This window comes from Streptomyces sp. NPDC090741 (genome assembly GCF_044769045.1).
Lineage (GTDB): Bacteria > Actinomycetota > Actinomycetes > Streptomycetales > Streptomycetaceae > Streptomyces.
In genome coordinates this window covers 109,372-134,642 of record NZ_JBIVXF010000021.1, presented here as the reverse complement: position 1 = coordinate 134,642, position 25,271 = coordinate 109,372, and the positions used below count along the sequence as shown (strand labels likewise).

At 69.4% G+C, this 25,271-nt stretch carries 30 protein-coding genes; 12 read left to right on the top strand and 18 right to left on the bottom strand.

Annotated elements, in window-relative coordinates; genetic code table 11:
- Positions 1-183: 183 nt before the first annotated feature.
- From ACIQU4_RS38215 to ACIQU4_RS38205, 3 genes are all read left to right on the top strand, one after another.
- Entirely contained in the window at positions 184-1,803 is a 1,620-nt protein-coding gene (locus ACIQU4_RS38215) for an ABC-F family ATP-binding cassette domain-containing protein (RefSeq protein WP_403741164.1), read from the top strand.
- A gap of 216 nt (positions 1,804-2,019) precedes the next feature.
- Positions 2,020-3,000, top strand: coding sequence for a hypothetical protein (locus ACIQU4_RS38210; RefSeq protein ID WP_403741161.1), 981 nt, complete (start codon positions 2,020-2,022; stop codon positions 2,998-3,000).
- Positions 3,001-3,159: 159 nt separating this feature from the next.
- A complete protein-coding gene (locus ACIQU4_RS38205) occupies positions 3,160-4,458 on the top strand; it encodes a hypothetical protein (RefSeq protein ID WP_403741159.1) in 1,299 nt (432 codons plus the stop codon).
- Here ACIQU4_RS38205 and ACIQU4_RS38200 read toward each other — a convergent pair.
- The 4 genes from ACIQU4_RS38200 to ACIQU4_RS38185 form a co-directional block, all read right to left on the bottom strand.
- Complete coding sequence (locus ACIQU4_RS38200; protein WP_403741192.1) at positions 4,442-6,199, bottom strand: asparagine synthase-related protein; 1,758 nt, start codon at positions 6,197-6,199, stop codon at positions 4,442-4,444. The genes ACIQU4_RS38205 and ACIQU4_RS38200 overlap by 17 nt on opposite strands.
- Positions 6,200-6,260: 61 nt before the next feature.
- A complete protein-coding gene (locus ACIQU4_RS38195) occupies positions 6,261-6,887 on the bottom strand; it encodes a lasso peptide biosynthesis B2 protein (RefSeq protein WP_403741157.1) in 627 nt (208 codons plus the stop codon).
- A gap of 599 nt (positions 6,888-7,486) precedes the next feature.
- Positions 7,487-8,218, bottom strand: a complete 732-nt coding sequence (locus tag ACIQU4_RS38190; protein ID WP_403741154.1) for a helix-turn-helix domain-containing protein — start codon at positions 8,216-8,218, stop codon at positions 7,487-7,489.
- Between the two features lie 322 nt (positions 8,219-8,540).
- Entirely contained in the window at positions 8,541-8,948 is a 408-nt protein-coding gene (locus ACIQU4_RS38185) for an ATP-binding protein (RefSeq protein WP_403741150.1), read from the bottom strand.
- A gap of 155 nt (positions 8,949-9,103) precedes the next feature.
- Here ACIQU4_RS38185 and ACIQU4_RS38180 point away from each other — a divergent pair, with 155 nt between their 5' ends.
- Together ACIQU4_RS38180 and ACIQU4_RS38175 are read left to right on the top strand one after the other, a co-directional pair.
- Positions 9,104-9,964 (top strand): helix-turn-helix domain-containing protein, encoded by an 861-nt coding sequence (locus tag ACIQU4_RS38180; protein ID WP_403741147.1) that lies wholly within the window; start codon positions 9,104-9,106, stop codon positions 9,962-9,964.
- Positions 9,961-10,209 carry a DUF397 domain-containing protein gene (locus tag ACIQU4_RS38175; RefSeq protein ID WP_403741144.1) on the top strand — a complete coding sequence of 83 codons (249 nt, stop codon included), beginning with the start codon at positions 9,961-9,963 and terminating at the stop codon, positions 10,207-10,209. The genes ACIQU4_RS38180 and ACIQU4_RS38175 overlap by 4 nt, the downstream gene beginning before the upstream one ends.
- A 10-nt stretch (positions 10,210-10,219) precedes the next feature.
- Here ACIQU4_RS38175 and ACIQU4_RS38170 read toward each other — a convergent pair whose 3' ends face one another.
- Positions 10,220-10,837: a hypothetical protein gene (locus ACIQU4_RS38170; RefSeq protein ID WP_403741142.1), complete on the bottom strand. Its 618-nt coding sequence runs from the start codon at positions 10,835-10,837 to the stop codon at positions 10,220-10,222.
- Positions 10,838-10,975: 138 nt separating this feature from the next.
- On the opposite strand from ACIQU4_RS38170, the gene ACIQU4_RS38165 reads away from it, so the two are divergent.
- The 3 genes from ACIQU4_RS38165 to ACIQU4_RS38155 are packed head-to-tail and all read left to right on the top strand — an operon-like array spanning position 10,976 to position 13,127.
- Positions 10,976-11,422 carry a hypothetical protein gene (locus ACIQU4_RS38165; protein ID WP_403741139.1) on the top strand — a complete coding sequence of 149 codons (447 nt, stop codon included), beginning with the start codon at positions 10,976-10,978 and terminating at the stop codon, positions 11,420-11,422.
- A complete protein-coding gene (locus ACIQU4_RS38160; protein ID WP_403741137.1) occupies positions 11,419-12,810 on the top strand; it encodes a hypothetical protein in 1,392 nt (463 codons plus the stop codon). Before ACIQU4_RS38165 ends, ACIQU4_RS38160 begins: the two co-directional genes overlap by 4 nt.
- Positions 12,807-13,127, top strand: coding sequence for a hypothetical protein (locus ACIQU4_RS38155; protein ID WP_403741134.1), 321 nt, complete (start codon positions 12,807-12,809; stop codon positions 13,125-13,127). Before ACIQU4_RS38160 ends, ACIQU4_RS38155 begins: the two co-directional genes overlap by 4 nt.
- A 6-nt stretch (positions 13,128-13,133) precedes the next feature.
- Here ACIQU4_RS38155 and ACIQU4_RS38150 read toward each other — a convergent pair whose 3' ends face one another.
- The 7 genes from ACIQU4_RS38150 to ACIQU4_RS38120 all read right to left on the bottom strand — a co-directional run bounded on the left by ACIQU4_RS38150 (position 13,134) and on the right by ACIQU4_RS38120 (position 18,958).
- On the bottom strand, positions 13,134-14,012 hold the full coding sequence (locus ACIQU4_RS38150; protein ID WP_403741132.1) for a hypothetical protein: 879 nt from the start codon (positions 14,010-14,012) through the stop codon (positions 13,134-13,136).
- Positions 14,009-14,446, bottom strand: a complete 438-nt coding sequence (locus tag ACIQU4_RS38145; RefSeq protein WP_403741130.1) for a hypothetical protein — start codon at positions 14,444-14,446, stop codon at positions 14,009-14,011. The genes ACIQU4_RS38150 and ACIQU4_RS38145 overlap by 4 nt, the downstream gene beginning before the upstream one ends.
- A gap of 163 nt (positions 14,447-14,609) precedes the next feature.
- Positions 14,610-15,917 (bottom strand): dicarboxylate/amino acid:cation symporter, encoded by a 1,308-nt coding sequence (locus tag ACIQU4_RS38140; RefSeq protein ID WP_403741127.1) that lies wholly within the window; start codon positions 15,915-15,917, stop codon positions 14,610-14,612.
- Between the two features lie 341 nt (positions 15,918-16,258).
- Entirely contained in the window at positions 16,259-16,525 is a 267-nt protein-coding gene (locus ACIQU4_RS38135) for a DUF4229 domain-containing protein (RefSeq protein WP_403741189.1), read from the bottom strand.
- 145 nt (positions 16,526-16,670) lie between these two features.
- The gene (locus tag ACIQU4_RS38130; RefSeq protein WP_403741123.1) at positions 16,671-17,195 is read right to left on the bottom strand and encodes a GNAT family N-acetyltransferase; all 525 of its coding nucleotides are present in this window, start codon (positions 17,193-17,195) and stop codon (positions 16,671-16,673) included.
- A gap of 87 nt (positions 17,196-17,282) precedes the next feature.
- A complete protein-coding gene (mqnE, locus tag ACIQU4_RS38125) occupies positions 17,283-18,446 on the bottom strand; it encodes an aminofutalosine synthase MqnE (RefSeq protein ID WP_403741120.1) in 1,164 nt (387 codons plus the stop codon).
- A 56-nt stretch (positions 18,447-18,502) separates the two neighbouring features.
- Positions 18,503-18,958, bottom strand: coding sequence for an Lrp/AsnC family transcriptional regulator (locus ACIQU4_RS38120; protein WP_403741117.1), 456 nt, complete (start codon positions 18,956-18,958; stop codon positions 18,503-18,505).
- Between the two features lie 138 nt (positions 18,959-19,096).
- Here ACIQU4_RS38120 and ACIQU4_RS38115 point away from each other — a divergent pair, with 138 nt between their 5' ends.
- Positions 19,097-19,237 (top strand): hypothetical protein, encoded by a 141-nt coding sequence (locus ACIQU4_RS38115; RefSeq protein ID WP_166682056.1) that lies wholly within the window; start codon positions 19,097-19,099, stop codon positions 19,235-19,237.
- A 32-nt stretch (positions 19,238-19,269) separates the two neighbouring features.
- Here ACIQU4_RS38115 and ACIQU4_RS38110 read toward each other — a convergent pair whose 3' ends face one another.
- The 4 genes from ACIQU4_RS38110 to ACIQU4_RS38095 all read right to left on the bottom strand — a co-directional run bounded on the left by ACIQU4_RS38110 (position 19,270) and on the right by ACIQU4_RS38095 (position 22,932).
- Entirely contained in the window at positions 19,270-19,956 is a 687-nt protein-coding gene (locus ACIQU4_RS38110) for a UbiX family flavin prenyltransferase (RefSeq protein WP_403741114.1), read from the bottom strand.
- Positions 19,957-20,090: 134 nt separating this feature from the next.
- Positions 20,091-21,014, bottom strand: a complete 924-nt coding sequence (mqnP, locus tag ACIQU4_RS38105; protein ID WP_403741111.1) for a menaquinone biosynthesis prenyltransferase MqnP — start codon at positions 21,012-21,014, stop codon at positions 20,091-20,093.
- Positions 21,011-21,478, bottom strand: coding sequence for a hypothetical protein (locus tag ACIQU4_RS38100; protein ID WP_403741109.1), 468 nt, complete (start codon positions 21,476-21,478; stop codon positions 21,011-21,013). The genes mqnP and ACIQU4_RS38100 overlap by 4 nt, the downstream gene beginning before the upstream one ends.
- Positions 21,475-22,932 (bottom strand): menaquinone biosynthesis decarboxylase, encoded by a 1,458-nt coding sequence (locus ACIQU4_RS38095; RefSeq protein WP_403741106.1) that lies wholly within the window; start codon positions 22,930-22,932, stop codon positions 21,475-21,477. The genes ACIQU4_RS38100 and ACIQU4_RS38095 overlap by 4 nt, the downstream gene beginning before the upstream one ends.
- Positions 22,933-23,022: 90 nt before the next feature.
- On the opposite strand from ACIQU4_RS38095, the gene ACIQU4_RS38090 reads away from it, so the two are divergent.
- Positions 23,023-23,307, top strand: a complete 285-nt coding sequence (locus ACIQU4_RS38090; RefSeq protein WP_403741103.1) for a PLD nuclease N-terminal domain-containing protein — start codon at positions 23,023-23,025, stop codon at positions 23,305-23,307.
- A 40-nt stretch (positions 23,308-23,347) separates the two neighbouring features.
- Here ACIQU4_RS38090 and ACIQU4_RS38085 read toward each other — a convergent pair whose 3' ends face one another.
- Positions 23,348-23,719 (bottom strand): cupin domain-containing protein, encoded by a 372-nt coding sequence (locus ACIQU4_RS38085; RefSeq protein WP_403741099.1) that lies wholly within the window; start codon positions 23,717-23,719, stop codon positions 23,348-23,350.
- An 86-nt stretch (positions 23,720-23,805) separates the two neighbouring features.
- Between ACIQU4_RS38085 and ACIQU4_RS38080 the strand changes: the two genes are divergently transcribed.
- Both ACIQU4_RS38080 and ACIQU4_RS38075 read left to right on the top strand, forming a co-directional pair.
- Positions 23,806-24,273, top strand: a complete 468-nt coding sequence (locus ACIQU4_RS38080) for a MarR family winged helix-turn-helix transcriptional regulator (RefSeq protein WP_403741096.1) — start codon at positions 23,806-23,808, stop codon at positions 24,271-24,273.
- 31 nt (positions 24,274-24,304) lie between these two features.
- The gene (locus ACIQU4_RS38075) at positions 24,305-24,775 is read left to right on the top strand and encodes a hypothetical protein (protein ID WP_403741094.1); all 471 of its coding nucleotides are present in this window, start codon (positions 24,305-24,307) and stop codon (positions 24,773-24,775) included.
- Here ACIQU4_RS38075 and ACIQU4_RS38070 read toward each other — a convergent pair.
- A complete protein-coding gene (locus ACIQU4_RS38070) occupies positions 24,751-25,260 on the bottom strand; it encodes an SRPBCC domain-containing protein (protein ID WP_403741091.1) in 510 nt (169 codons plus the stop codon). The two genes, ACIQU4_RS38075 and ACIQU4_RS38070, sit on opposite strands and share 25 nt — an antisense overlap.
- Positions 25,261-25,271 lie beyond the last annotated feature (11 nt).

Sequence of the window (25,271 nt, the reverse complement as noted above, 5' to 3'; positions counted from 1 at the left end):
ACTCCGCTCCGGAGTTACCGCCGGTAATCTACGCACGGGTAACCCCTCTGACCACCCCCCGCGCACCCCTTGGACGAACCCACCCGACTCCTCCACACCCCCCGCACCCCTCCCGCCCCCTCCGCCCCCCCCACGCCGAAAACGCGTTGTGCCGCCGCCGTTAGGCAGGCCAGGATCCGGCCCATGGGACATCTGGAAGCCTCGCACCTGGAGTACTACCTGCCCGATGGGCGCGTACTGCTCGGCGATGCCTCGTTCAGAGTGGGCGAGGGCTCGGTGGCGGCCCTCGTCGGCGCCAACGGCGCGGGCAAGACGACGCTGCTGCGGCTGGTCTCGGGCGAGCTCCAGCCGCACGGCGGAACCGTCACCTCCAGCGGCGGCGTCGGCGTCATGCACCAGTTCGTCGGCTCGGTACGGGACGAGCGGACGGTCCTTGACCTGCTGGTATCGGTGTCCCAGCCGCGGATCCGGGAGGCGGCGGCAGCGGTGGACGCCGCCGAGCACCTGATCATGACGGTGGACGACGAGGCCGCGCAGATGAAGTACGCGCAGGCGCTCAGCGATTGGGCCGAGGCCCGCGGGTACGAGGCCGAGACCGTCTGGGACATGTGCACGACGGCAGCCCTCGGCCTGCCGTACGACCGGGCCCGCTTCCGCGAGGTGCGGACGCTGTCCGGCGGCGAGCAGAAGCGGCTCGTACTGGAGGCGCTGCTGCGCGGGCCCGACGAGGTCCTCCTGCTGGACGAGCCGGACAACTACCTCGACGTCCCGGGAAAGCGGTGGCTGGAGGAGCGGCTGCGCGAGACCCGCAAGACGGTCCTGTTCATCTCCCACGACCGGGAGCTGCTGGCGCGGGCCGCGCAGCGGATCGTCGCGGTGGAGCCCGGCCCGGCCGGATCCGACGTGTGGGTGCACGGCGGCGGCTTCGGGACCTTCCACGAGGCGCGGGAGGAGCGGTTCGCGCGCTTCGACGAACTGCGCCGGCGCTGGGACGAGAAACGCGCGCAGCTGAAGCGGCTCGTGCAGGACATGCAGCAGTACGCGGCGCGCAGCGACGAGATGGCCTCGCGCTATCAGGCGGCCAAGACCCGGCTGCGCAAGTTCGAGGAGATCGGCCCGCCCCCGGAGCCGCCGCGCACGCAGGACATCAAGATGCGCCTGCAGGGCGGCCGGACGGGCGTACGGGCCGTGGTCTGCGAGGACCTGGAGCTCACGGGGCTGATGAAGCCGTTCTCCCTGGAGGTCTTCTACGGGGAGCGGGTGGCCGTGCTCGGCTCGAACGGCTCGGGCAAGTCCCACTTCCTGCGGCTGCTGGCGGGCGAGCCCGTCGCCCACGCCGGAACGTGGAAGCTGGGCGCACGGGTCGTTCCCGGCCACTTCGCGCAGACGCACGCGCACCCCGAGCTCATGGGGCGCAGCCTGGTCGACATCCTCTGGACGGAGCATGCCGAGGACCGGGGCGGGGCGATGTCGGCGCTGCGCCGCTACGAGCTGGACCGGCAGGGGGACCAGCCCTTCGACAAGCTGTCGGGCGGCCAGCAGGCGCGCTTCCAGATCCTGCTGCTGGAACTGGCGGGCACCACCGCGCTGCTCCTCGACGAACCGACGGACAACCTCGACCTGGAGTCCGCGGAGGCACTGCAGGAGGGGCTGGAGGCGTACGAGGGCACGGTGCTGGCGGTGACGCACGACCGCTGGTTCGCGCGCTCCTTCGACCGCTACCTGGTCTTCGGCTCGGACGGAGTCGTCAGGGAGACCGCCGAGCCGGTATGGGACGAACGCCGGGTCCAGCGCACCCGCTGATCGCTGCCGCGCTCGCTGACCGTCACCGCGGCGGTCAGCGGGGGCGCCCGGTGGCGCGCCGCTCCCTCCACTGCGGGCGGCCGGGCCAACCGGTCCCAAGTCGTGGCCCATGCAGGCGATCTTCCGGCCGTGACTGCCACCACTTCGGACCGATGCAGCATCACCTCTTCCTTGTGCCGCGTTCCTCGGCACCCCGCGCCGCCCAAGGAGAGGCTCATGTTCCGACTCCCCCGTCTGGCCACCACCGCCACCGTCGCCGTCGCCGCCTTCACCCTGCTCGCCCCCGCCGCCGCATCGGCCGGAGAGCCGACCCTGTCCGACCCGCGCACCCTCGCGAGCTTCAGCTACTCCGCCGGGGAGACGCCGGAGAACATCGCCCTCGAACCCGACGGCTCCGCGAACCTGACCCTCGCCCACGCCCGGCAGGTCGTCCGCGTCGACAAGCACGGGTCCTCCCGGCTCCTCACGGTCCTGCCCTCCGTACCGAACCCGAACACCCCCGGCATCGGCTCGGCCGTGGTGACGGGGATCGTGCGCGCCAAGGACGGCACCCTCTACGTCAACTACGCCACCGGAACGAGCGAGACCGGCATCTGGCGCATCGGGCCCCACGGCGGCACGCCCGTCCAGATCGCGCAGCTCCCGGCCGACTCGCTCCCCAACGGCCTCGCCCTCGACGAGAAGCTAGGCGTGTTCTACGTGGCCGACTCGGCACGCGGACTCGTCTGGCGCGTCCCGCTGAAGGGCGGCACGGCCACGATCTGGGCGGCGGGGTCCGCGCTCCAGCCGATCGGCAACGGCGTGGGCTACGAGGCCGGCGCCAACGGCATCAAGCTCCACGGCGACGCCGTGTGGGTGTCCAACACCGACCGCCGGACGCTGCTGCGCATCCCCGTCCGCCGCGACGGCACCGCCGGCACGATCGAGACCAGGGCGACCGGACTCGACGGGATCGACGACTTCGCCTTCACCGGGAAGGACGACACGGTCCTCGCCGCGCTGATCACGGACAGCACGATCGCCCACGTACGCCCGAACGGCGCCCACACCATCGTCCTCACCACGCCGGACGGCCTGTCCAACCCGACCGCCGTGGCCCTGCACGACAAGACCGTCTACGTCACGAACGCCGCCTACTTCGCCGTCCCGTCGAACCCCAACCTCCTGACGGCCCACCTCGACAACGGCAACGACTAGCACCGGCCACGGATCAACCACCCGGCGCGGACCCTTCCGGTTGGGCCGTCCAGAGGCATCCGGATGGTGCTCCCACGGATCGGCACGGACGATGGTGCTCGGCCGTCATCGGCGCATCCGGAGCACGGCGCATGCCCCGCAGTATCAGGAGGTGATCACGTGAGCACTCCACCCAAGTCCGGATTCTGCTCGTACCTGCGGGCGGGACGGGCACCGGCGAAAACCCAACGGTCACAGACGACTCCGGTATTGATCCTGCTGGTCCTCGTCCTGACGGCGGGCTATCTGGGCCGCTTCGGCATCGAAAACCTCAACGGGGCCCTGACCTTCATGGGGCGCGTCACCGGCGCCGGCCTCATCGCGGCCTCGATCACCGCACTGTTGGGCGGCGCCGCAGTCATGGACTACTGGTTCCGGGGCAGCTTCCCCTACTCCGGAATCGTCGCGCTGGCCGGCACGGCCGCGGCAGCCTTGACCAATCTCATGGTCCTGCTTGAGGTGGCGAACGGCGACTCTCGGTACTACTTGGCGGCGTCGATCCTGCTCACTGCGGGTTCCGCATGGGCCGTCTTCGCCGTGGGGCGGATGTCGGTCGAGATCCCCGCTCCGAAGCGAGTGGCCGTGGCGGTCCTCGCCTCCGCTGCATTCGCGATCGCCAATTTTGGCTACCAAAACCTCTATCAGCCGTACCAGCACGGGGCCAGGCCTGTTATCAAGCTGACCATGGGGAAACCTGAATTGAGTATGGACCGGAAATCATTCGCCATTCCGGTCGACATCACGCTCGAAAACCACAGTGATGTGGGTTTCTATGTCATGGGAGGCGAGTTCCACGCCATGGGGGAAACAGTAACAATGGACGGGCATGACCGGCTCCGACAGCAATGGCGGGACGATGCCAAGCGGTGGAGTAAATCCCAGGATAAAAGCCCGCTCTCCCGCAGGGAGATCCACCAGGCCGGCCAATTGGTGGCGGCGCAGCCATGGATGGTCCAGGGAAACTGGATCGAGGCAAGTGACTCGTTCGTCACCCGAACGGTTGTACAGCTGCCCATCGACACGCCGTACGATCAAGTGGCCTTCTACGCCACCGCGAGCTTCGCACGCAAGGACCGACTCGGCCTGGATTCGGTCAAACTCGCCAGGGACTCCTGGAGCGGCGGAAAAGTGCCCCGCTGGATGAAGGAACAGGCGAATTTCGACTCCCTCATCTACACCGGCAGGGTGCACGAAAACAATTCGATCAACGCACATACGATGGACGCACGTTTCGTCGCCATCTATTGGATGTTCGGCACGCAGGGCGCAGGCGTGTTTTCATCCATCACGCGAAAAGGCGAGGAAGATCGCAAGACGACCGACGCGGAGAACCGCGCGGTGAGCAACCGGTACGGCCTCGTCGATGTCGTGACGGGTCCTATCCAGAGATCATTGTGGGACATCAAGAGCCGTCGGTGACCGCCGTTGCCGCACCGGGCGCGCTGGATCGCGGGTCCAGTCGCTCCAGCCACGCCACGAGGGCAAGGGAGCTGTTCATCCGATCCCAGGATTCTGCGTTCCCCACGCCGAGCTGTGCCTCCCTCACTGCCCGGCACAGCACCTCGATGTCGAACATCTCCGCGACCAGCGGATGCCTCGCGGAGCGGCAGAGGTCGATGAGTTCGTCGCCGTGTGCCCGCAAGCCGCGGGCGTAGAGCTGGTCGAAGGGGACCTTGACCGCTCGGCCGCGGATCCGGGAGGGGAGCAGATCTGCCATGGCCTCGCGCAGAACCGCCTTCGGACGGCCCGGATGGAACGTGGCTGCAACAGGGAAGCGGCGCATCGTGGTGATGACCTCGCGGTCGAGAAAGGGGTGCGAGAGGAAGAATCCGTCCTGCCGTGCTCGCTGCCAGGACAGCGGGTCGGGAGCGGCGAGGTAATTGGCCGCCTCGAAGAACGACTCCTCCGGCCTGCGTCCGAACACGAAGCGGCTCTCCGCGATGCTCGCCTCACGGTAGCCGTGGGCCCGCGCAAATCCGTATCGCAGCCAGCGGGGGCGGGCGAAGCGGCCGAGGCTGCCCAGCACGGTCTCGCGGCGGTCGAGCGCAGTGATCCGTTCGGCTGCCAGTGGGAGGGTCGGCCTCACGACGTAGTCGTAGACGACGTCACGCACGCCGCGTTCGGTGCCTGCGGCCCAGGCGCGTGCCTGCTTCGTCATCTGCCGGAGCTGTCCTGTGCGGGCCAGTCTGTGCAGGTGGAGAGGGTTGGCGTCCGCGATCGGATCGGCCCCGCAACCGGTCATGAGGATGTCGCAGCCGAGTTCCGCCGCATTGCCGTGGAGCCTGCTCCAGAACGGGGCGCGAAAGGCGTGCGCATGAGGCTCGTCCGCGTCTCCCGCGTGGTGTTCGAAGTCGTCGAAGTCAGCCACGTCGCCGACATCCGCAATCAACGGGCGGGCTGCAGGTGCATGACGGCAAATCTCCTTCATCGCCTCTTCGAGGTACGGCTGCTCCCCGGCCAGCTCTCCTCTGTCGAAGCGCCCGGCGAGCAGGACCAGGTCCCCGGGGTGGCCCCGTCCCGCGCCCAGCTGACGGGCTGCGAGCAACGCGATGCTGGTGGAGTCGATGCCGCCGGAGACGTGGCATGCCGTCATCCGGCCCACTCGGCGCCCGACGGCGTTCTCCAGTGCGAGGCGCAGGTCCTTCGCGGCCCCGCTGAGAAGGAGCCCGTCTGCCGTCGATTCCCCCGGGGCGTCGGCCCCACCGACGCGTCTGCGCACCCGACCACGCATCTGCCCGGTGATCGAAAGTTCCACGACCTCGCCGCCGAGGATCCGGTGTACACCGGAGAACGGGGTGAGTTCCGAGTGCGGTTGCGCCATGTTCCCCGTCAGGAACCGGCAGAAGTAGCTGCGTTCCAGCGCTTCGAAGTCGCCCAGACAGCGCGCCGACGTACTCACCGCGCTGACGCGCCCGCCGGACTCCCTGAAGAACAGGGGAATGCGCGCATGGTCGTCGCGCATCAGCACAATGCGGTCGCGGCACAGCAGGACGGCCGCGTAGTCGCCGATCGGCAGACGTGCTGTGGCTCCCGGTCGGCCGACGTCGTCCAGGAGCCCGCGCGCGCCCGCCTCGCGGTCATGGACCGAGCCGACCCAGCCGACGACCACTGCAGTGCCGGCCCGTGAGGAGACCGTCGTCACGAGTCCCTGCCGCGCCATGGCCTCGGCCGCCCGGAGCCTCGGTGCACCCTTTGCCCAGTCAAGGCGGAGTGCTTGCACCTCACTGCCCTGCGCAACTGATCGAGAGAACCGGCACGAACGCGTGGCCCCGCGGATCGGCATCAGGGATGCACACGCCGGCCGAAGAGCTCCAGGCATGCAAGGCGAACGGGTGCTCGCGCACACCGACGTGGAGCACGGCGTTCAAGCCGCATCGCCGCAGAAGGACGAAGGCCGTCACGGCCTCGGCCTTGCAGTCGTCGTTCACGAACCAGCTTCTGTGACTGTGTGATCGCACGGCCCGTTTCAGCCGCGCCACCTCGTCCGCCGAAGGAGGGTCTGCGCGTGAGTACACCGGGGCCGCCACGGACAGGAGCCGAAGGACGCGCCCGAATCCCATGGTCCGGATCGACAGGTGCACTCCGCGCAGCCAGAGCCCGACCTCGACGTCCGAGTACACCTTCCGGTGATCCGTCGCACACCCGGCGCGGATGAGATCGGTGACGAGTTCGGCACGTTCCTCGGAGCTTCCCTCAACGAATTTCTGAACGTCCGTCGTCGTCATGCCGAGAAAACGGGTCCGCCGCCTCCAGTCGGCAATCAGGGCACCGCTGGACGTCCTGGTGACACGGCAATGCGGTGACAGAACCCGCGTAATGGCCACCAGAGCGTCGGTCTCTTCTGCCACCGCACATACTCCAAACTCGGCCTGCCGCACGGACTCTGCGACAGGCCGAGTTCGACACGGTGAGCTGTATCAGGACATGTATCCGTGGCCGTCGTAAAGCCCCCCGCTGAAGCCTCGAATCGAACGGCCGTTGCCGAGAAGAACAAACCGATGCGGCATACGGCGCCGCAGCCTTCGGACGAACATCGCCTACCTCCAGAATCGGGCAGCGTCGATCAAGTCCAGGCTACTCTGCGTCGAATGCCCCGCAACCGGACCGCGCACACTCCGAAGCAGCTCCCGCGGCGGTCTGGCCAGCAGGATTCACCTTGGCGCAGACAGGTTGATCACGACATCACCCGGTCCCCGGGCAGGGCGGGGGACGACCGTGAAGGGGTCGCACCCGTGTACACGAAGGTGACCGCGGGGAGGCAGTTCTCCTCGACGACAGTCCCGAAGCCGTTGCAGTGAGGAAGCGGGCTCGGTACACCGGGCACCACCTTTCGATGTCGATCAGTGGGGACGCCGGTCAGCCGACCACGCCCCGAGGCCGCACCCACGGCGACATCCCGCCGGAGCGGCCGGACGGCGCAGCACGACAACCCCGGAGAGGGTCCGGCTCAGGCGGCGGCGCGCACTTCGGGCGGGGGTGGGCAGTCGCGGCAGCGGCCGGGGTGGGGGGAGCGGAAGGCCCGGTCGCAGCCGTCGCAGGTCTGGAAGGGGTCCGGGCGTCTGATCGGGCTGGTGGACGGAGCCGCCGGCAGGTGGGGTGGGAGGAGCACCTCCAGGCGGTACGCGAGTACGGACGCTGGGCTGCGCATCGGTTCGGGGAGGTTGGCGGTCAGGGCCAGCCCGATGGCCTCGGGGTCGGCCCCGCGCTCCAGCCAGGCCGAGACGCCGGGTGCGAGGCGTTGTACGTCGCGCTCGGCCAGCAGTAGCCGGGGGTCGTAGCGGCGGAGGTTGGCGAGCAGATCGGCCGCGCCGGGGTGTACGGGTTGGGGCGCGGGCTCGGGGTCGGGGTCGGCGACCCGCTGCGGCTCGGGTTCCGGGTCCGGTACGGGCTCCGGGTCCGGCGGCGGAGGCGGCTCGTCCGGCGTGGTCAGCGGTTTGTTGTACGAGTACGTCCGGGTCACCACCCGCCCGGTCCCCTGCCGCTCGCGGCGGCGTTCCAGGTAGCCGTGCTGTTCCAGCTCCCGCAGGGCGGCGCTGATGCGGATCTCGCCCTCCGGGAAGTGGTCCGTCAGTACCCTGATGCCGACCGGGGCGCCTTCGGGGAGCGACTGGATGTACGCCCCCACCCCGATCGCCGTCGCCGACAGTTCGCGGTGCTGGAGGAGGTGGTTGCCGACCACCGTGAAGTGACTCGCATGTCGTGTGTTGACGTGGATTACACCGGATCGGGGGGTCCCAGGGTGAAGTCCCGGCAGGGTGCGCGTGGGCGCGCTAGGGTGCTCAAGAGCCATGGGGAAGGTGCTACTTCCTGCTTGGTCAGGCCCTCGACCGGGATGCCAGTCCCGCCGGGGGCCGTCTCATGTCTGCGGTTGTCGGGGCGAGCATATGCCCGCCAACCGGCCCGAAATCCAGCCGAGTTAGCACAGTTCACCCATCCGAGCGACAGGGGCCGGCGGGGTGGGTTTGGTGGGTTCTTTCCCCCGGTTCTTTGATCTTTTGCGTCTAAGCACGCCGGATCGCGGAGCCCCGGGACACGGGGGTGAGCGACACCTCCGCCCACACCACCTTGGACGGGACCGGCCCTTCCCTTACGCCCCAACGGTCCGCCAGCGCTTCGACCAGGACCAGGCCCCGACCCGTGTCTCGGATCTCCGGGATGCGGTCACCCCGGGTGTCCGTCACCTCGATGAGCAGGGTGTCGGGCGTGATGGTGAGGGCGAGTTTGAAGTCCCGTCCTGGAACCCGGCCGTGGGTGATCGCGTTGGTCGCGAGCTCCGCAATGATCTGCGCGGGCACCTCCAAGGGCAGGCCCCAGGACCGAAGTTGTTCGGCGGCCAGCACACGGCCGAGTCGAGCCCCGCGCGGGGTCGCGGACAGCTGGACGTGAAAGTCGACGAGTTGAGGAATCACGTCACTGAGCGTGGCCGTACGTGCGTACCGTGGGAAGCAACACCGCCTGTACGTCCCGCGTTTGTCCGGCGCTTGTCCAGTGATGTAGCGGCTGTCCGGACCGACTCGACGGGTACGGGGCGCTGAGGACATCGGCTCGTCGGAGGTGGGCGCGCATGAGCGTGGACAGCAGTGACGGTACGGAAGAGCCCGGCTGGGACGTGGACCCGGAGGACGAACAGGGGGTGGCGGTGGTCGCCGCCCTTGGTCGCCAGCTCAAAACCTGGCGAGAGTCGGCCGGCATGCGGGCCGCCGAGTTCGGAGCGGCCATCCAGTACGGGGAGGACCAGGTCCGCAAGGTCGAGGCGGGGAAGAGGATCCCCCGCCCTGAGTACCTGGACAGGGCCGATGAGGTCCTGGGGGCAGGAGGCAAGATCGTCGCCATGAAGTTGGACCTCGATCAGGTCCGCTACCCCAAGAAGGTCCGGGATCTGAAGGAGAGGGAGGCCAAGGCTGTCGAGATCGGTGCCTACAACAACCACAACATCCATGGCTTGTTGCAGACAGAGGAGTACGCGCGGGCGCTCTTTCGAACGTTGCGCCCCGCCTACACACTGGACGAAATGGAACGGATGGTGTCCGCCCGCATGGCACGGCAGTCCATCTTCCAGCGGTCTCCGGGTCCGGCACTCAGCATTGTCCAGGAAGAGGTGACGCTCCGCCGTCCGATCGGAGGCACAATGGTGCTGCGCGGACAGCTCGAACACCTGTTGGAGGTAGTCCAGTTGCCGAACATCGAGTTCCAGGTGATGCCGACCGACCGTGAGGATCACGCCGGAATGCTGGGGCTGATCCAGTTCCTGAAGTTCGGCGACGGAACGGCCGTGGGCCGAGCGGACGGGGTGTTCCATGGGCGTCCGGTCTCTGATCCCAAGCAACTCCAACTCCTTGAGCTGCGCTATGGCATCATCCGAGCTCAGGCGCTCACGCCCCGAGAATCGCGGGCCTTCATCGAGGAACTGCTGGGAGAAACATGATCCACCACCCCGAGCTGGACTGGTTCAAGAGCAGCTACAGCAGCAGCAGTGACGGCAACGACTGCGTCGAGGTCGCCTGGTTCAAGAGCAGCTACAGCGACAGCAGTGACGGCAACGACTGCATCGAGGTGGCCGCCACCCCCGGCGCCGTGCTGGTCCGGGACTCCAAGGACATCCAGCGGGACCACCTGGCCTTCGGGTCGGGCGCGTGGGCCGGGTTCGTGGCCCACGCTTCCGGCAGCTGACGGCGACGGCTCAGGCGCGGGTGCAGACGTGCACCGATTCGCTGTGCCCGCCCTCGCTGTGGACGATCCGCACGACGTTGTTCTTGTAGGTCACCTTCAGCACCTGACCGTCGCTGGTGTCCTTGTGGCCCGGGGGCTTCCAGGGGAACGTGAGCGAGACGTTCTCCCCGACCTCCCCGGGGACGGTGAGCGCCTCGCCGCCCGTCAACCGGCTCACGCCCTTGGGGGCCTCGTACACGTCGAGGACCAGGTGGCCGCCGCGCAGCAGCCAGCCTCCGGTCCAGGTGACGGGGGCGGGGCCGCTGGTCCAGGTGATGGTCCAGGCGGAGTTGCCGCCGCCGTCCGCGTTCACGGTGGCCCTGCCCTTCACGGTCTTGCCGTTCGGGGTGGTCGACTCCAGGTTCCAGTCGCCCTTGATGAACGCGTCGAAGGCCCGGGCGAGCGGGCCCGACGAGGCCGGCGCCGGGGCCGGGGCTCCAGAGGCGGTGCTCTCGGACGCCGGGGCCGCCTTGCCCTTGCCGCCGCACGCCGCCACCAGCGAGGCGCCGACGCCGATCGCCAGGTAGCGCAGCGCGTTGCGCCGCCCGATCATCTGTGCTGCCGCGCGTATCTCTCGTACCGTCACCATGCCCCCGCGCAAGGTCAGTTGGTCAACAGCGGCCGACTGTAACCGCAGGCCTGGAACCGTGTGATCCTCTTCCACGTCTCTCATGGACATGACTAGTCGAATCTGGTCATGTCCGGTTATCAACTTCCCAGGGGACACATGTCGTTCGATGCGGAATGGGCTCAGCACAAGGCCGCCGCCCTCGCGCAGCAGCCGTCGCCCGCCATGCGCCTCAACCACGTACCCGCCGATGCGAGCACGGCGGGGAGCCCGGCCGGGAGTCTCGTCGCCGGGGCGCAGTCCATCAACGGCAACGCCAACCTGCTGATCGAGATCGCCGCGCTCCTCCACGAGGGGCGGCCCGACGGGGACGCGAGCACCATGGCCCGCGCACCCCGGGCCCATGCCGACGTCTCGGCGGAGGCCCTGCGCTTCGCCCGCTTCGCCGACGACCAGTTCAAGGACACGATCAACCTGTTCGCCGCCCTGGCCACCAAGCTCAAGACCACCGGCACCAGCTTCGCGCAGGTGGACGACGGCACCGCCAGTTCCTTCCTCAACGGCATCCTCGACGGCGGCCAGTACGTGAAGCCGGAGTCGAAGTGAGCCTGAGCCACCGCAAGGACGTCCAGTTCCTGGAGGAGTGCAATCCGGCGCTGGTGGAGCGCAACGCCGCCGAGTTCAAGCGGCTGCGCGATCTGCTGGTGCAGGTCGAGGAGCCCGCCCGGCGCGCCGAGACCGGTACGCAGTGGCAGAGCGACGGCAGCCACACGTACACCTCACGGCTGTCGGAGGCCCGCCAGCTCGTCCTCCACATGGCCGAGGGGTACGACAAGGCCGCGAGCGCCCTGCACGCGTACGCCGCGGCCCTGACCACCGCCAAGTCGCACTACGCGAACGGCAAGCGCACCGAGCGCAAGCTCGCGGCGCTCATCGGCACGAAGGGCACCGCGATCACGCGCACGGCGCAGGAGGCGGAGCCGATGTGCCAGTGGGAGGACATGCGGGCGACGACCGGCGTCATGGACTTCTTCGCCGAGATCACCATGGACGTGGACGACATTCGCGACGAGGCGGACCGGCTGCACGACGACGCGGGCGGCAGCTTCCACCTGGCCAAGACCGCCGAGCAGGAGGCGCGCAGCGTGTGCGTGCACGCGCTGAAGCAGGCGTACGAGCTGCTGCCGGAGTTCAAGGTCAAGGGCGGCGGGGGCGGGGTCGACGTGTACGCGGCGATGGCCGACATCCGGCGCGAGGCGGCGGAGGCCCGTACGAATCCCCTGACGCACCTGCCGGGCAGCGGTCCGAAGAAGGACATGACCGGGCCGGTGGGGAGCGAGCCGGTCTCGCCCGAGCTGCGCGACATCCGGATGCGGGTGGCGGGACTGCCGGAGGCGGACGACAACTACTGGGACCCGCCGCAGTCGGACGAGGGCCGGGCAGAGTGGATCCGCAACAACAAGGAGATCCTGCGGGCGGCGGCGCAGCGGGCGGGGCTGCCGGAGGAGATGGTGGCCGGCATCGCGTGGAAGGAGGTCGGCGGCCAGCCGGGCATCTTCGACGACGGCGTGGACTTCCTGCGGCAGGCGGCGGCCGCGCCGTGGGGGCTGAGCCCGGTCACGCCCGAGAACCTGCCGGACCGGGCGGGCGGCAAGCCGGACGAGACCTCCTTCGGGCCGATCGCGGTGCAGCTGCGGCGCGGGGCGGAGGTGCTGGGCTACGACCCGGAGAACCTCACGGACCAGCAGCGCAACGTGGTGAAGTCCGCGCTCCAGGACCCGAAGCAGAACGCCTTCATCGCGGCGGGGTTCCTGGCGCAGATCAAGGAGGAGAGCGGGTACGCGAACGTCCCGGCGGACCAGCTGACCGAGGCCCAGATGCAGGAGATCGCGGCCCGCTACAACGGCGGCCCGTACTGGGAGTCGAAGAAGGCGCAGGACTACGGCGATGATTTCCGGAACAACCTCGGCAACGTGAAGGACGCAATGCGATGACGTACGGGCGCGAGAGCATCGACCTGCCCGAGGACCGGGGCTGCCTCCAGTGGGTCCTGGGCGTCCCGCTCGGACTGATCCATCTCCTGAACGCCGGAGCCGTCTTCGCGGCCCTGTACGCCGGCCCGCAGGGCGAGTGGGACGACCAGGGCTACGCGGGTGTCGGCGCGATGTGCCTGATCTCGATGTCCCTGAGCGTGCTGGGCCTGCTCATCACCGTCATCCCGACCGTCCGCCGCACGATGGGCCTGTGGTGGCTGGCCCCGCCGCTGATCCTCGGCCTGACGGCCTTCATCCGCGGCGAGACCCTGGGCTGAGCCGGCTCACTTGGCCACGAGGGCCCTGCCGTCCGGCTCGATGTCGAATGCCCGCGAGTAGTCCAGCTTGGCGTTTCCGAAGTCCGCATCGCTGGCGGGGTCGAGGGCGACCTTGGCCGAGGACTGGACCCGGTGCCCCTTGATTCCGGCGCTGAGCGAGCACTGCGAGAACTGGCTGTACCACGTCTTTCCGGCGTCGATCACGACCTCCTGCCACGGCCCCGGATGCATGGGGCATTCTCCGGCTCCCACTTCGGCCACGTATGGCTTCACCAGCACCGCGACGACCAGTTGGGTGGTGCCTGCGTTCCTGACCTTCACACCGAACTGGACCGCTCCCGTCCCGCTCACCGCCTGGGTGCAGGGCTGGAAGTCGATGTTGGTGACATAGCTGCTCGTCCACTCGTTCCGACAGGCCACGTTGTCCGACGGGTACGGAGAGCTGGGCGTGGCCGTTCTGCGGGTGGACCCGGCCGACGGCGTCGGCGCAGGCGCAGGCGGAGCGGCGATCCCCGCAGCCTGCGGCAAGGGCGTGGCCGGCGGGTTGGACGGCGCGGCGGAGGTGGAGCCGCTGGGGGATGCGGCGGGTGAGGGCGTGGCTGCGGCCGGGGCCGAGTGGGCGCTGTCGGCGTTCGCAGTCTTCAGCGGGTCGTGCTGGAGGGCCAGGATCGTCGTCGGCACTGCGATCACCGCGGCCGCCCCGGCGGCGGCCAGGGCGAGGGTGCGGCCCGACAATGCCCGCAGGCCGCGCGTCGGCGCCGGCGTCGGCGCCGGCGTCGACTCGGCAGGCCGTGGGTAGTGGTGGTGGATGACGTCGCCGCCGTGGGTGATGTTCTGGGTCCCACCGTCATAAGCGGCGTTGTCCTGGCGGTCGGGCTCGGTCACCGCTGCCGCCGGCCGGGGTCGCCGACGATGATGTCGCCGCCCTGGGTGATGTTCTGGATGCCGCCCCCGTACGCCGTGTTGTTCTGTACGAACGTCTGCCGCGCCGCCGGCAGCTCGCCCTGGACTCGGGCGATCAGCTCGCCGAGCTCCGCCGCCATCTCGGGCTGCTCCTCCAGGAGGTCCTTCAGCCGGCCGCACCACTCGGCTTCGAGTGCACGTCGTACGGCCTCCTGCTCCTGCGGGTCGGCGGCCCGGCCCAGCTGTGCGGCGAGGCGGTCGAGGCGGCCGGCCGCGGTCTGTTCGGCCTGCGGGTTCCCGCGTCCCAGGAACCGGGTGAAGCCGGAGCGGGTCGTCTGCCAGGCATCGGTCGCGGCCGCGCTCACCAAAGCCGTACCACCCGTGGCAGCCAGTAACTCCAGCGCTTCTGTCAGCACCCTGTTCCTCCCGGTCAGCGGCATGCGTTCACGGGTGAACTTCCCGTGAGAGCAGACAAGTTAATGCATCGCCACGGGTGCCGCTAACGGCCTGGGCGGGGGCGCCGGAACGCACCGCAGCCCCCGCCCGGACGGGGGCGGGGGCTGCGGGGGGCCGGGCCGGTCAGGCGGCCACGGCGACCGGGGTGCGCTCGTCCAGCGGGGAGGACGAGGCCGTTTCGTAGGCCTTCTTGTCCAGGATTCCCTCGCGGGCCGCGACCACGACCGGGACCAGGGCCTGGCCGGCGACGTTGGTGGCGGTGCGCATCATGTCCAGGATCGGGTCGATCGCCATCAGCAGGCCGACGCCCTCCAGGGGCAGGCCCAGGGTGGAGAGGGTCAGGGTCAGCATGACCGTGGCGCCGGTCAGGCCGGCGGTGGCGGCCGAGCCGACCACCGAGACGAAGGCGATCAGCAGGTAGTCGGTGATCGTCAGCTGGACGTCGAAGATCTGCGCGATGAAGATCGCGGCGAGCGCCGGGTAGATCGCGGCGCAGCCGTCCATCTTCGTCGTCGCGCCGAACGGGACGGCGAAGGAGGCGTACTCCTTCGGGACGCCGAGGCGCTCGGTGACCTTCTGGGTGACCGGCATCGTGCCCACCGAGGAGCGGGAGACGAAGGCCAGCTGGATCGCGGGCCAGGCGCCCTTGAAGAACTGGATCGGGTTGACCTTGGCGACCGTCGCGAGGAGCAGCGGGTAGACGCCGAACATCACGAGCGCCGAGCCGACGTACACGTCCGCGGTGAAGGTCGCGTACTTGCCGATGAGCTCCCAGCCGTACGAGGCGATCGCGGTGCCGATCAGGCCGACGGTGCCGATGGGGGCGAGGCGGATGACCCACCACAGGGCCTTCTGGAGGAGCTCCAGGACCGATTCGGCGACGGTGAGGATCGGCTGGGCCTTGGTGCCGAGCTGGAGGGCGGCGATACCGGCGACGGCGGCCATGAAGACGATCTGGAGCACGTTCAGCTCGGTGAACGGCGTGATGACGTCCGTCGGCACGATGCCGGTCAGGAAGTCGAGCCAGGAGCCGGTGCGCTTGGGCAGCTTGCCGTCCTGCGGGGTGAGGCCGGTGCCGGCGCCCGGGTTGGTCAGCAGGCCGATCCCGAGGCCGATGCCGACGGCGATCAGCGAGGTGATCATGAACCAGAGCAGCGTGCGCGAGGCGAGGCGGGCGGCGTTGTTCACCTTCCGCAGGTTGGTGATCGACACCAGGATCGCGAAGAAGACGAGCGGGGCCACGGCCAGCTTCAGCAGCTGGACGAAGATGTCGCCGATCTGCTCAAGGGTCTTGGCGAGCCAGCTGACGTCCTGACTGCGGGCGAGCCACCCGAACAGGACACCGAGCACGAGGCCGGTGACGATCTGGGCCCAGAACGGGAACTTGAAAGAGGCCTTGGCGGGGGCCTGAGGGGTCGCGGACACGGACACACTCCGGGGGTGATGCGCAAAGAAGGGGGGAAGGGAAGAAGAACGGCGTGGGCTCAGCGACAGCCACAACAGGCCGCGGACACGCGGCGGCAGAGGTCGACGTGCAGGCGCGCCACGAGCGGGACGCTCGCGGTCATTTGGTGCGCAACTGTGGTCAACATGTTTAACACGCTAACACTTTCCCTTTGAGGATCTCAAAGGTGCACTTTGAGTCAGAGAGCCCCCGCGGAACGCCGAACCGCCCCAGCGCGCAGGGCAGATCGCGGCGCTGGGGCGGTTCGGTGTGATTCGGGGTGTGACACAGTTAACGCGGGTGCGGGAACTTGCGCGCGGGCGTGAACTTACGCGCGGGCGGCGTCGTCGGCCGCGTCCTCCTGGGAGCGGTTCGCGGCGAGCTTCTCCTTCGCGCCCGCGACGCGTCCGGAGATCTGCGCGGACATCTCGTCGCGCTGCTTGCGCAGCAGTACGAAGGAGAGCGGCGCGGAGATCACGAGGGCGAGCAGCACGACCCAGACGGGGTTGGCGTCGCCGAGACCGGCGGGCATCCAGCCCACATTGACCAGGACGGCGACCAGGACGAGGCATCCGACGAAGATGCCCAGCCGCATCGCGGTGTAGCGGATCGTCGCGCTCGGCTTGAGGGACACGGTGACCCCTTCTCTCTCGTCGGTACTCGTACTCGGTCGACTGCGTGCCCGTCCAGTGAAGCACGGCGCAGGTACGGACAAACCCGCCGGGGGTCACCCGCCGGGGTCAGTGCAGCGGCAGCAGCATCGTGATGTCGTCGCGGTCGTCGCCCGGGGCCACCCGGATGGCGCCCGGGACGCGGCCGACCTCCTTGTAGCCGCAGGCCGCGTAGAAGTGCTCCAGCCCGTGCCCCCCGCGGCAGCTGAGCCGCAGCGCGTCGAGGCCGCCCAGGGCGCGCGCCGCGTCGGCGACGGCCTCCATCAGCGCCCGCCCCGCGCCGCGCCCCTGGAGTTCGGGGCTGAGCATGACGGTGTAGACCCAGGCCCAGTGCCGCTGTAGCGCGTGGTCGTTGTGCCCGATCCACGCGGCCGCGCGCACCCGCCCCTCCGCGTCCTGCCCGACGACGAGCCGGTTGCGTTCCTCGGCCATGGCCACGAGGTGCTTGGCCAGCTCGGGGCGGATGGCGTCCGCGGTCACCGGCGGGACGAAGCCGACCGCCCCGCCCGCGTTGGAGGCGTCGGTCCACAGCTGTACGAGACCGTCGCGCAGCCCCCGGTCGACCGTCGGCTCGAAGGTGAAGGTAAGGGTCATGGGCGGAGTATCCATTACCTGCCCTGGTGGGCAACGGACAAGGCCCCGGTCCTCGTGGGACCGGGGCCTTGTCCGAAGTCGGCGGCGTCAGACGCGCATCGCCTGCGGGGTCTCGCGCAGGGCCGCGTCCGGGCCGGGGTACTCGCGGATGATCTCGTAGCGCGTGTTGCGCTCGACCGGGCGGAAGCCGGCCTCGCGGATCAGCTCCAGCAGATCGTCACGGCCGAGCTTGTTCGGCGTGCCGTAGTTGTCCGCATCGTGCGTGATCTTGTACTCGACGACCGAGCCGTCCATGTCGTCCGCGCCGTGCTGGAGGGCCAGCTGGGCGGTCTGCACGCCGTGCATGACCCAGAAGACCTTCACGTGCGGCACGTTGTCGAAGAGCAGCCGCGAGACGGCGAAGGTCTTCAGCGCCTCGGCGCCGGTCGCCATCGTCGTACGGGCCTGGAGCTTGTTGCGGACCTTGCCGTCCTTCATGTCCACGAAGTCGTGCTGGTAGCGCAGCGGGATGAAGACCTGGAAGCCGCCGGTCTCGTCCTGGAGCTCGCGCAGCCGCAGCACGTGGTCCACGCGGTGGCGCGGCTCCTCGATGTGCCCGTAGAGCATGGTCGACGGGGTCTTGAGGCCCTTGGAGTGCGCCAGCCGGTGGATGCGCGACCAGTCCTCCCAGTGGGTCTTGTGGTCCACGATGTGCTGGCGGACCTCCCAGTCGAAGATCTCCGCGCCGCCGCCGGTCAGGGACTCCAGACCCGCCTCGATCAGCTCGTCCAGGATGTCGGAGGCCGACATCCCGGAGATCGTCTCGAAGTGGTGGATCTCGGTCGCCGTGAACGCCTTCAGCGAGACGTTCGGCAGCGCCTCCTTCAGCGCGGAGAGCGAGCGCGGGTAGTAACGCCACGGCAGGCTCGGGTGCAGGCCGTTGACGATGTGCAGCTCGGTGAGGCTGTCGTTCTCCATGGCCTTGGCCAGGCGTACGGCTTCCTCGATGCGCATCGTGTACGCGTCCTTCTCGCCCGGCTTGCGCTGGAACGAGCAGTAGGCGCACGAGGCGGTGCACACGTTCGTCATGTTGAGGTGGCGGTTGACGTTGAAGTGGACGACGTCGCCGTTCTTGCGCGTACGCACCTCGTGGGCGAGGCCGCCCAGCCAGGCCAGGTCGTCGGACTCGTAGAGGGCGATGCCGTCCTCACGGGTCAGCCGCTCGCCGGAGCGAACCTTGTCCTCCAGCTCACGCTTGAGCCCAGCGTCCATTCCGGTCGTCTCCTCTACGGGTCCTGTCCTGCCTGCAACCGCCACCCACCGTACTCTTAGCCCTCTTCGGGCAGGTCCCCGACCCGGTTCTCCCACTTCGTGGAGAGCACGATGGTGGTACGGGTGCGCGAGACGCCCTTGGTGCCGGAGAGCTTGCGGATGATCCGCTCCAGCCCGTCCACGTCGCCGGCCCGGACCTTGAGCATGTACGAGTCGTCGCCGGCGATGAACCAGCAGTCCTCGATCTCCGCCAGGTCGCGCACGCGACGGGCCACGTCCTCGTGGTCCGCGGCGTCGGAGAGGGAGATGCCGATGAGCGCCGTGACGCCGAGACCGAGCGAGGCCGCGTTGACGGTCGCGCGGTAGCCGGTGATCACGCCGGCCGATTCGAGCCGGTTGATCCGGTCGGTGACGCTGGGGCCGGAGAGGCCCACGAGCCGGCCCAGCTCCGCGTACGAGGCACGTCCGTTCTCACGAAGTGCCTGGATGAGCTGCCTATCCACCGCGTCCATATACCTGGAGCCTTCCATTATTCGGCGATCCCGCAAGTTTACGTATAGAATCAAAGGCGCACAGGGTCAACACCCTGTGAATCTTTCAACAGATCGGCGATGATCTCGCTGATCTGACGACATCAGGAGTGGTTCACCGTGTACACGATCGAGATGGCCTACGCGCACATGCGACAGCTCCAGGAGCTGGCCAACCGATCCCGCACCGACCAGCCCGCCGCCGCCCACCGCGTCGACCGGACCCGCAAGCCGGGCGCTGTCCGCGCCAAGAAGCGCTAGTCGCTGCGCAGGTTCCTGCGCTGCTTCCTTCGCTAGCCACCGCTTGCCTCCCGGGGGCGGGACGCTCCACCGAGCTCCCCCTCCCACCGGCGGTACAGCCGGTGCGGCACCCCTGCCGCATCCAGCACCCGCCCCGCGACGAAATCCACCAGGTCCTGGATGTGCGTCGCACCCGCGTAGAACGCCGGAGAGGCGGGCAGCACCACTGCGCCCGCCTCGTCCAGCGCCACCAGATGCTTGAGCGTCTGCCCGTTCAGCGGGGTCTCCCGCACCGCGACCACCAGTCGCCGCCGCTCCTTGAGCGTCACGCTCGCGACGCGCTGGAGCAGGTCCTTCGACAGCCCGAGCGCCACACCCGCCACGCAGGCCGTGGACGCCGGCACGATCAGCATCCCCTTCACGGGGTACGAGCCCGAACTCGGCCCGGCGGCCAGGTCGCCGGCGCCCCAGTAGCGGACATCGTCCAGTTCCGGCCGTGCAAAGGTCGCGGGCTTGCCGTCCGCTCCGCGCTCCAGCCAGGTGGCGAGATCGTCCCGCCAGTGCGCGTCGCGGAACGCGATTCCCGTCTCGTCGAGGAGGGTCAGCCGCGAGGCGCGGCTGACCACGAGGTCCACGCTCTCCCCCGCCGCCAGCAGTCCCCGGATCACCGCCGCCGCGTACGGCGTCCCGGACGCCCCGGAAACCCCGACCACCCACGGGGTGCGCTTGCCGTCAGTCATAGCTCCGAGACTATCCGGCCACCGGCGGACGACGCTGAGTAAGGTGCCCCGAGCGCCGATGGACTCCGCGCTCGGTGGACGGCCTGACCGGGATCCCGCCGGCCCCGTTCCTCCGCTTTCGGCTCCGACCCCCGTTACAGCGTGAGGCCCCGGGTCACGAGGTCGGCCAGGGCGCAGGCGAAGAGGGCCATGCCGATGAAGCCGTTCACCGTGAAGAAGGCGCGGTTCAGGCGGGACAGGTCGTGCGGCTTCACGATCGTGTGCTCGTACAGGAAGGCGCCGACGACCACCAGCAGGCCGACCCAGAAGAAGGGGCTCGCGTCCGTCGCGACCGCGTACCACGCCAGCAGGGCCGTCGTCACCGCGTGCGCGCCGCGCGCGCCCCACAGGGCCGCCGGGACGCCGAAGCGGGCCGGGACCGACTTCACGCCGTCCGCGCGGTCCGCGGCCACGTCCTGGCAGGCGAAGATCAGGTCGAAGCCGCCGATCCAGACGCCCACCGCCAGGCCCAGGATCACCGCGTCCCAGGACCATTCGCCGGTCACCGCGAGCCAGGCGCCGACCGGCCCCATCGCCTGGGCCAGGCCCAGGATCGCGTGCGGGAAGTTCGTGAACCGCTTGCCGTACGGGTACACCACCATCGGGATCACGGCGATCGGCGCAAGCGCCAGGCACAGCGGGTTCAGCAGCGCCGCGGACCCGAGGAAGACGGCCAGCGCGATCCCGGCCCCGGTCCAGGCCGAGCGGACCGACACCGCGCCGGTGACGAGTTCACGGCCGGCGGTACGGGGATTGCGGGCGTCGATCTCCCGGTCGATGATCCGGTTGGCGGCCATCGCGAAGGTCCGCAGCCCCACCATGCAGACGGTGACGAGCAGCAGCTCGGCCCAGTGCATGGTCCGGTCCAGCTGGAACATGGCCGTCAGCGCCGCGATGTACGCGAAGGGCAGCGCGAAGACCGAGTGCTCGATCATCACGAGCCGCAGGAACGCCTTCACCTTGCCGGGTGCCTGCGGCGCGGAACCGGGGCCGATGACTCCGTCGGCGGTCGTCATCATGCGAGGGCTCTCCGGAAGTCTTCGAGGTCGGCGAGCAGTTCCGCCGCCGGGAGCGCGCCGAGCTCCAGGGTCCGGGGGCCGCTGTCGTGGCCCTCCGGAGGCGTTACGGATGCGGTGACCTGCCACGTGTCTGCAACCGGCCGGGCGTCCAGGCGCAGGAAGTTGCCGGCTTCGGCCGTGAACGGCTCACCCGCGGCCAGGGCCCGCTGGAGCTGCTCCGCGAAGTCGTCCGCCTCGACGTCCCGTGCGCCGGGCAGCTCGAAGCCGTCCCCCTCGCCGTCCACGTCGAGCATCAGCGCCCAGATGTTGCCGGGGCCCGCGAACTCCTCGGGCGTCACGCCCGCCTCCTGGGCGGCGAACACCACGTCCGGCTGGGTCGGGTCGATCTCGGGCCGTACGAAGGCCACGTACGCGGTCTCGGTGCCGATGAACAGCTCCGGGCCGCTCACTCCGATCGGGCTCACAGTCCGTATTCCTTCCAGCGGCGGTCCACCAGGGCCGCCGTCGCCGGGTCGGACTCCACCATGTCGGGCCAGCCGCCGTCGCGGGTGTAGCCCTCCTCGGGGAGCTTCTTCGTCGCGTCGATGCCCGCCTTGCCGCCCCAGAACTGCTGGTACGAGGCGTGGTCGAGGTGGTCGACCGGGCCCTCCACGACCGTGAGGTCGCGGGAGTAGTCCGTGTTGCCGAGCGCCCGCCAGGACACCTCGTGCAGGTCGTGGACGTCGCAGTCGGAGTCCACCACGATGATCAGCTTGGTCAGCGACATCATGTGGGCGCCCCAGATGGCGTGCATGACCTTCTGGGCGTGCTTCGGGTACTTCTTGTCGATCGAGACGATCGCGCAGTTGTGGAAGCCGCCCGACTCGGGCAGGTGGTAGTCCACGATGTCCGGCACGATGATCTTCAACAGCGGGAGGAAGAAACGCTCCGTCGCGCGGCCGAGCGGGCCGTCCTCCGTGGGCGGGCGGCCGACGACGATCGACTGGAGGAGCGGGCGCTTGCGCATCGTCACGCAGTCGATCTTCAGCGCGGGGAACGGCTCCTGCGGGGTGTAGAAGCCCGTGTGGTCCCCGAAGGGGCCTTCCGGGAGCGTCTCGCCCGGCTCCAGCCAGCCCTCGATGACGACCTCGGCGTTGGCCGGGACCTGGAGCGGGACGGTCTTGCAGTCGACCATCTCGATGCGCTTGCCCGCGACGAACCCGGCGAAGAGGTACTCGTCGATGTCGCCGGGCAGCGGAGCGGTCGACGCGTACGTCACGGCCGGCGGGCAGCCGAAGGCGATCGCGACCGGGAGGCGTTCGCCGCGCTTGGCGGCGACCGCGTAGTGGTTGCGGCTGTCCTTGTGGATCTGCCAGTGCATGCCGATGGTGCGCTTGTCGTGGCGCTGGAGGCGGTAGAGGCCGAGGTTGCGCACGCCCGTCTCGGGGTGCTTGGTGTGGGTGAGGCCGAGGTTGAAAAAGGAGCCGCCGTCCTTGGGCCACGTGAACAGGGCCGGGAGCTGGTCCAGGTCCACGTCGTCGCCGGTGAGGACGACCTCCTGGACGGGGGCGGACTCGCCCTTCACCTTCTTCGGCGGCACGTGCACCATCGAGCCGAGCTTGCCGAAGGCCTCGCGTACGCCGATGAAGCCCTGCGGGAGTTCCGGCTTGAGCAGGCCGCCGATCTTCTCGCTGATCTCGCCGTACGACTTCAGGCCGAGGGCCTTGAGCAGCCGGCGGTCGGTCCCGAAGACGTTCATGGCCAGCGGCATCGCCGAGCCCTTGACGTTCTCGAAGAGGAGGGCGGGACCTCCCGCCTTGTTCACTCTGTCGACGATCTCCCCGACCTCCAGGTACGGGTCGACTTCGGCCTTGATGCGCTTGAGGTCGCCATCCCGCTCCAGAGCCCGGAGCAGCGAGCGGAGATCGTCGTAAGCCATAGGGGCCAGTATCCGTCACCGGCTAGCCTGGGAGTGTCACCGGGGCCCGAGGCGGGTCCCCCGTCACTGCTGGGGAGTCGGTCCCACACCGTGCTGCGCTATCTGCCGTTCCTGCTGATCATCGCGCTGACCATCTACGCCTTCATCGACTGCCTGAACACGCCGGAGGAAGAGGTCAGGCACCTCCCCAAGGTGGTCTGGGTGATCATCATCCTGCTGTTCTCGATCGTCGGGCCGGTGGTGTGGCTGTTCGCGGGCCGGCAGCGCTCCGCGGTCGGCGGTGGCCGGGCGCGCCGGACGCAGTGGGTCGCGCCGGACGACAACCCGGAGTTCCTCCGCTCCCTCAGCGAGGACCGCGACAGGGACAAGGACTGAGAAGAGTCAAGGGGCTAGGAGCTGGGGGCTGGAACTGCCCTTAGCGGGCCCACGGGAGGACGCGGGGTTCCGGTTCTCCCGGAACCGAGACCAGGGCGTCCGCGCGCATCGCGACGTACGCCTCGGCCGCCTCCGGCGCGTGGATACGGCGCTGCACGTCCGGCGGGAGCAGCAGGGTCTGGCCCGCCTCGACCTTGTCCGTACGGCCGGCCGAGGTGACCTCGAAGGTGCCCGCGACGACCGTCCAGACCTGTTCGCGGTCGATGGAGTGCTCGGGGCCGGTGGCGCCGGCGGTCATGGCCACGTGCCAGGTGCTGAGTTCGGAGCTGCCCCGGCTGGGGGCGGCCAGGCCGGTCATGACGGCATTGGGGGTCGTGGTGACGTGGTCGGGTGAGGTGGTGATGACGTGCATGTCGAGATCCCTCGCTCCTGAGTCAAGCTGCTTTACTTGCACTCACGAGTAAAGCAGCTTGACTCGGTCGTGTCACCATGTTTTCCGTGACGAGAAACGAAGACACCGGCATCGAGCTCGGCTTCCTGCTCGGGCTCGGGTTCCAGCTGCTGATCGGCGAGTTCACCCGGCGCCTCGACGAGGCCGGGTACGGGGACCTGCGGCCCGCGCACGGCATGGCCTTTCAGGCGCTCAAGGGCCCCGGGGCCACCGCCACCGAGCTCGCCGAACGGCTCGGGGTGACCAAGCAGGCCGCCGGGCAGCTCGTGGACGACCTGGAGAAGCGGGGCTACGTACGGCGCGAGCCCCACCCCGAGGGCGGCCGGCGCAAGCTGGTGGTCCTGACCCGGGCCGCGAACGAGCACCTGGCCGTCGCGGGAGGGATCCTGCACGAGCTGGAGGCGGAGCTCGGCGCCCGCGTCGACCTCACCACCCTGCGCGGGGAGCTCACCGGTCTGCTGCGCGCGCTCAACGGGGACGGGGACCTCCCGCCACTGCGGCCCGTCTGGCATTGAACGCGTTCAAGGCGGCTGCAAGAATGGGCGGATGCCGAGGAACAGCGGGGGACCGCGGGTCGTCGACACGATCCTGCGCAATCTGCTCGCGTACGGGGTCGCCGTCGCCGCCCTGCTCGCCATGGCCGGCGGAAATCCGCACACCCACCGCTCCACCCCGGCCGTCTACGACGCCCGCGCCAACGAGATCGTCGGCACCTGGCGCTGCGTCGAGGGCACCGAGGTCGTCTTCCGGGCCGACGGAACGGCCACCGTCACCCTGCTCAACGGGCAGGAGCGGGACTACGACCACGGCTGGCGGCTCTCCGGAACCGGAACCTGGAAGCTCATCAGCCGGGAGCCCGCCGGCTGGAACTACGGCCAGCACGTGCGCCTGCGCCTGCCCGACCTCTACAGGTGGACCTTCGAAATGCGCCGCGACCACCGGCAGACGCTGGAGCTGTACTTCTTCTACGGCGATCCGGACGCGCGCAGCGCCTACGTCCTGGAGAAGGACCCGTAGGACGCGCGCAGCTCCGCCCAGCGGGCGTCGGTCCACCGGGACCAGTCCGTCGGATGGCCCTGCAGGGCGGATTCCAGCAGCTCGAAGTGGTGGTGCCAGCCGGCCAGGCAGTCGAGGCGGTCCTTGGCCGAGCCGGCCCGCTCGTTCAGGAAGCGGATCACGGTGGAGTCCGTGCCGACCGCCTCCAGGTGGAAGCGGATCCGCCTGTGCTCACTGACCGTGTACTCGACGACCCGCTCGACGTCCCACGCCGTGACGTGGCCGGAGACCGTCGTCCCGGTGTTCAGCCAGCGCAGGGTGACGGCCCCGCCGAGCCTGCGCTCCAGCACGTCCGCCGCTGCCAGCCAGCCGCGCAGCCCGTCCGCCGTGGTCAGGGCGGGCCACACGGCCTCGTACCCACTCGGCACGTGCACCTCGAAGCGCAGCAGCCAGCGGCCCTCGCCGCGGCTCTCACTGGTGGCATGACTCACCGGTGTCAGCGTCATGCCACCAGCGT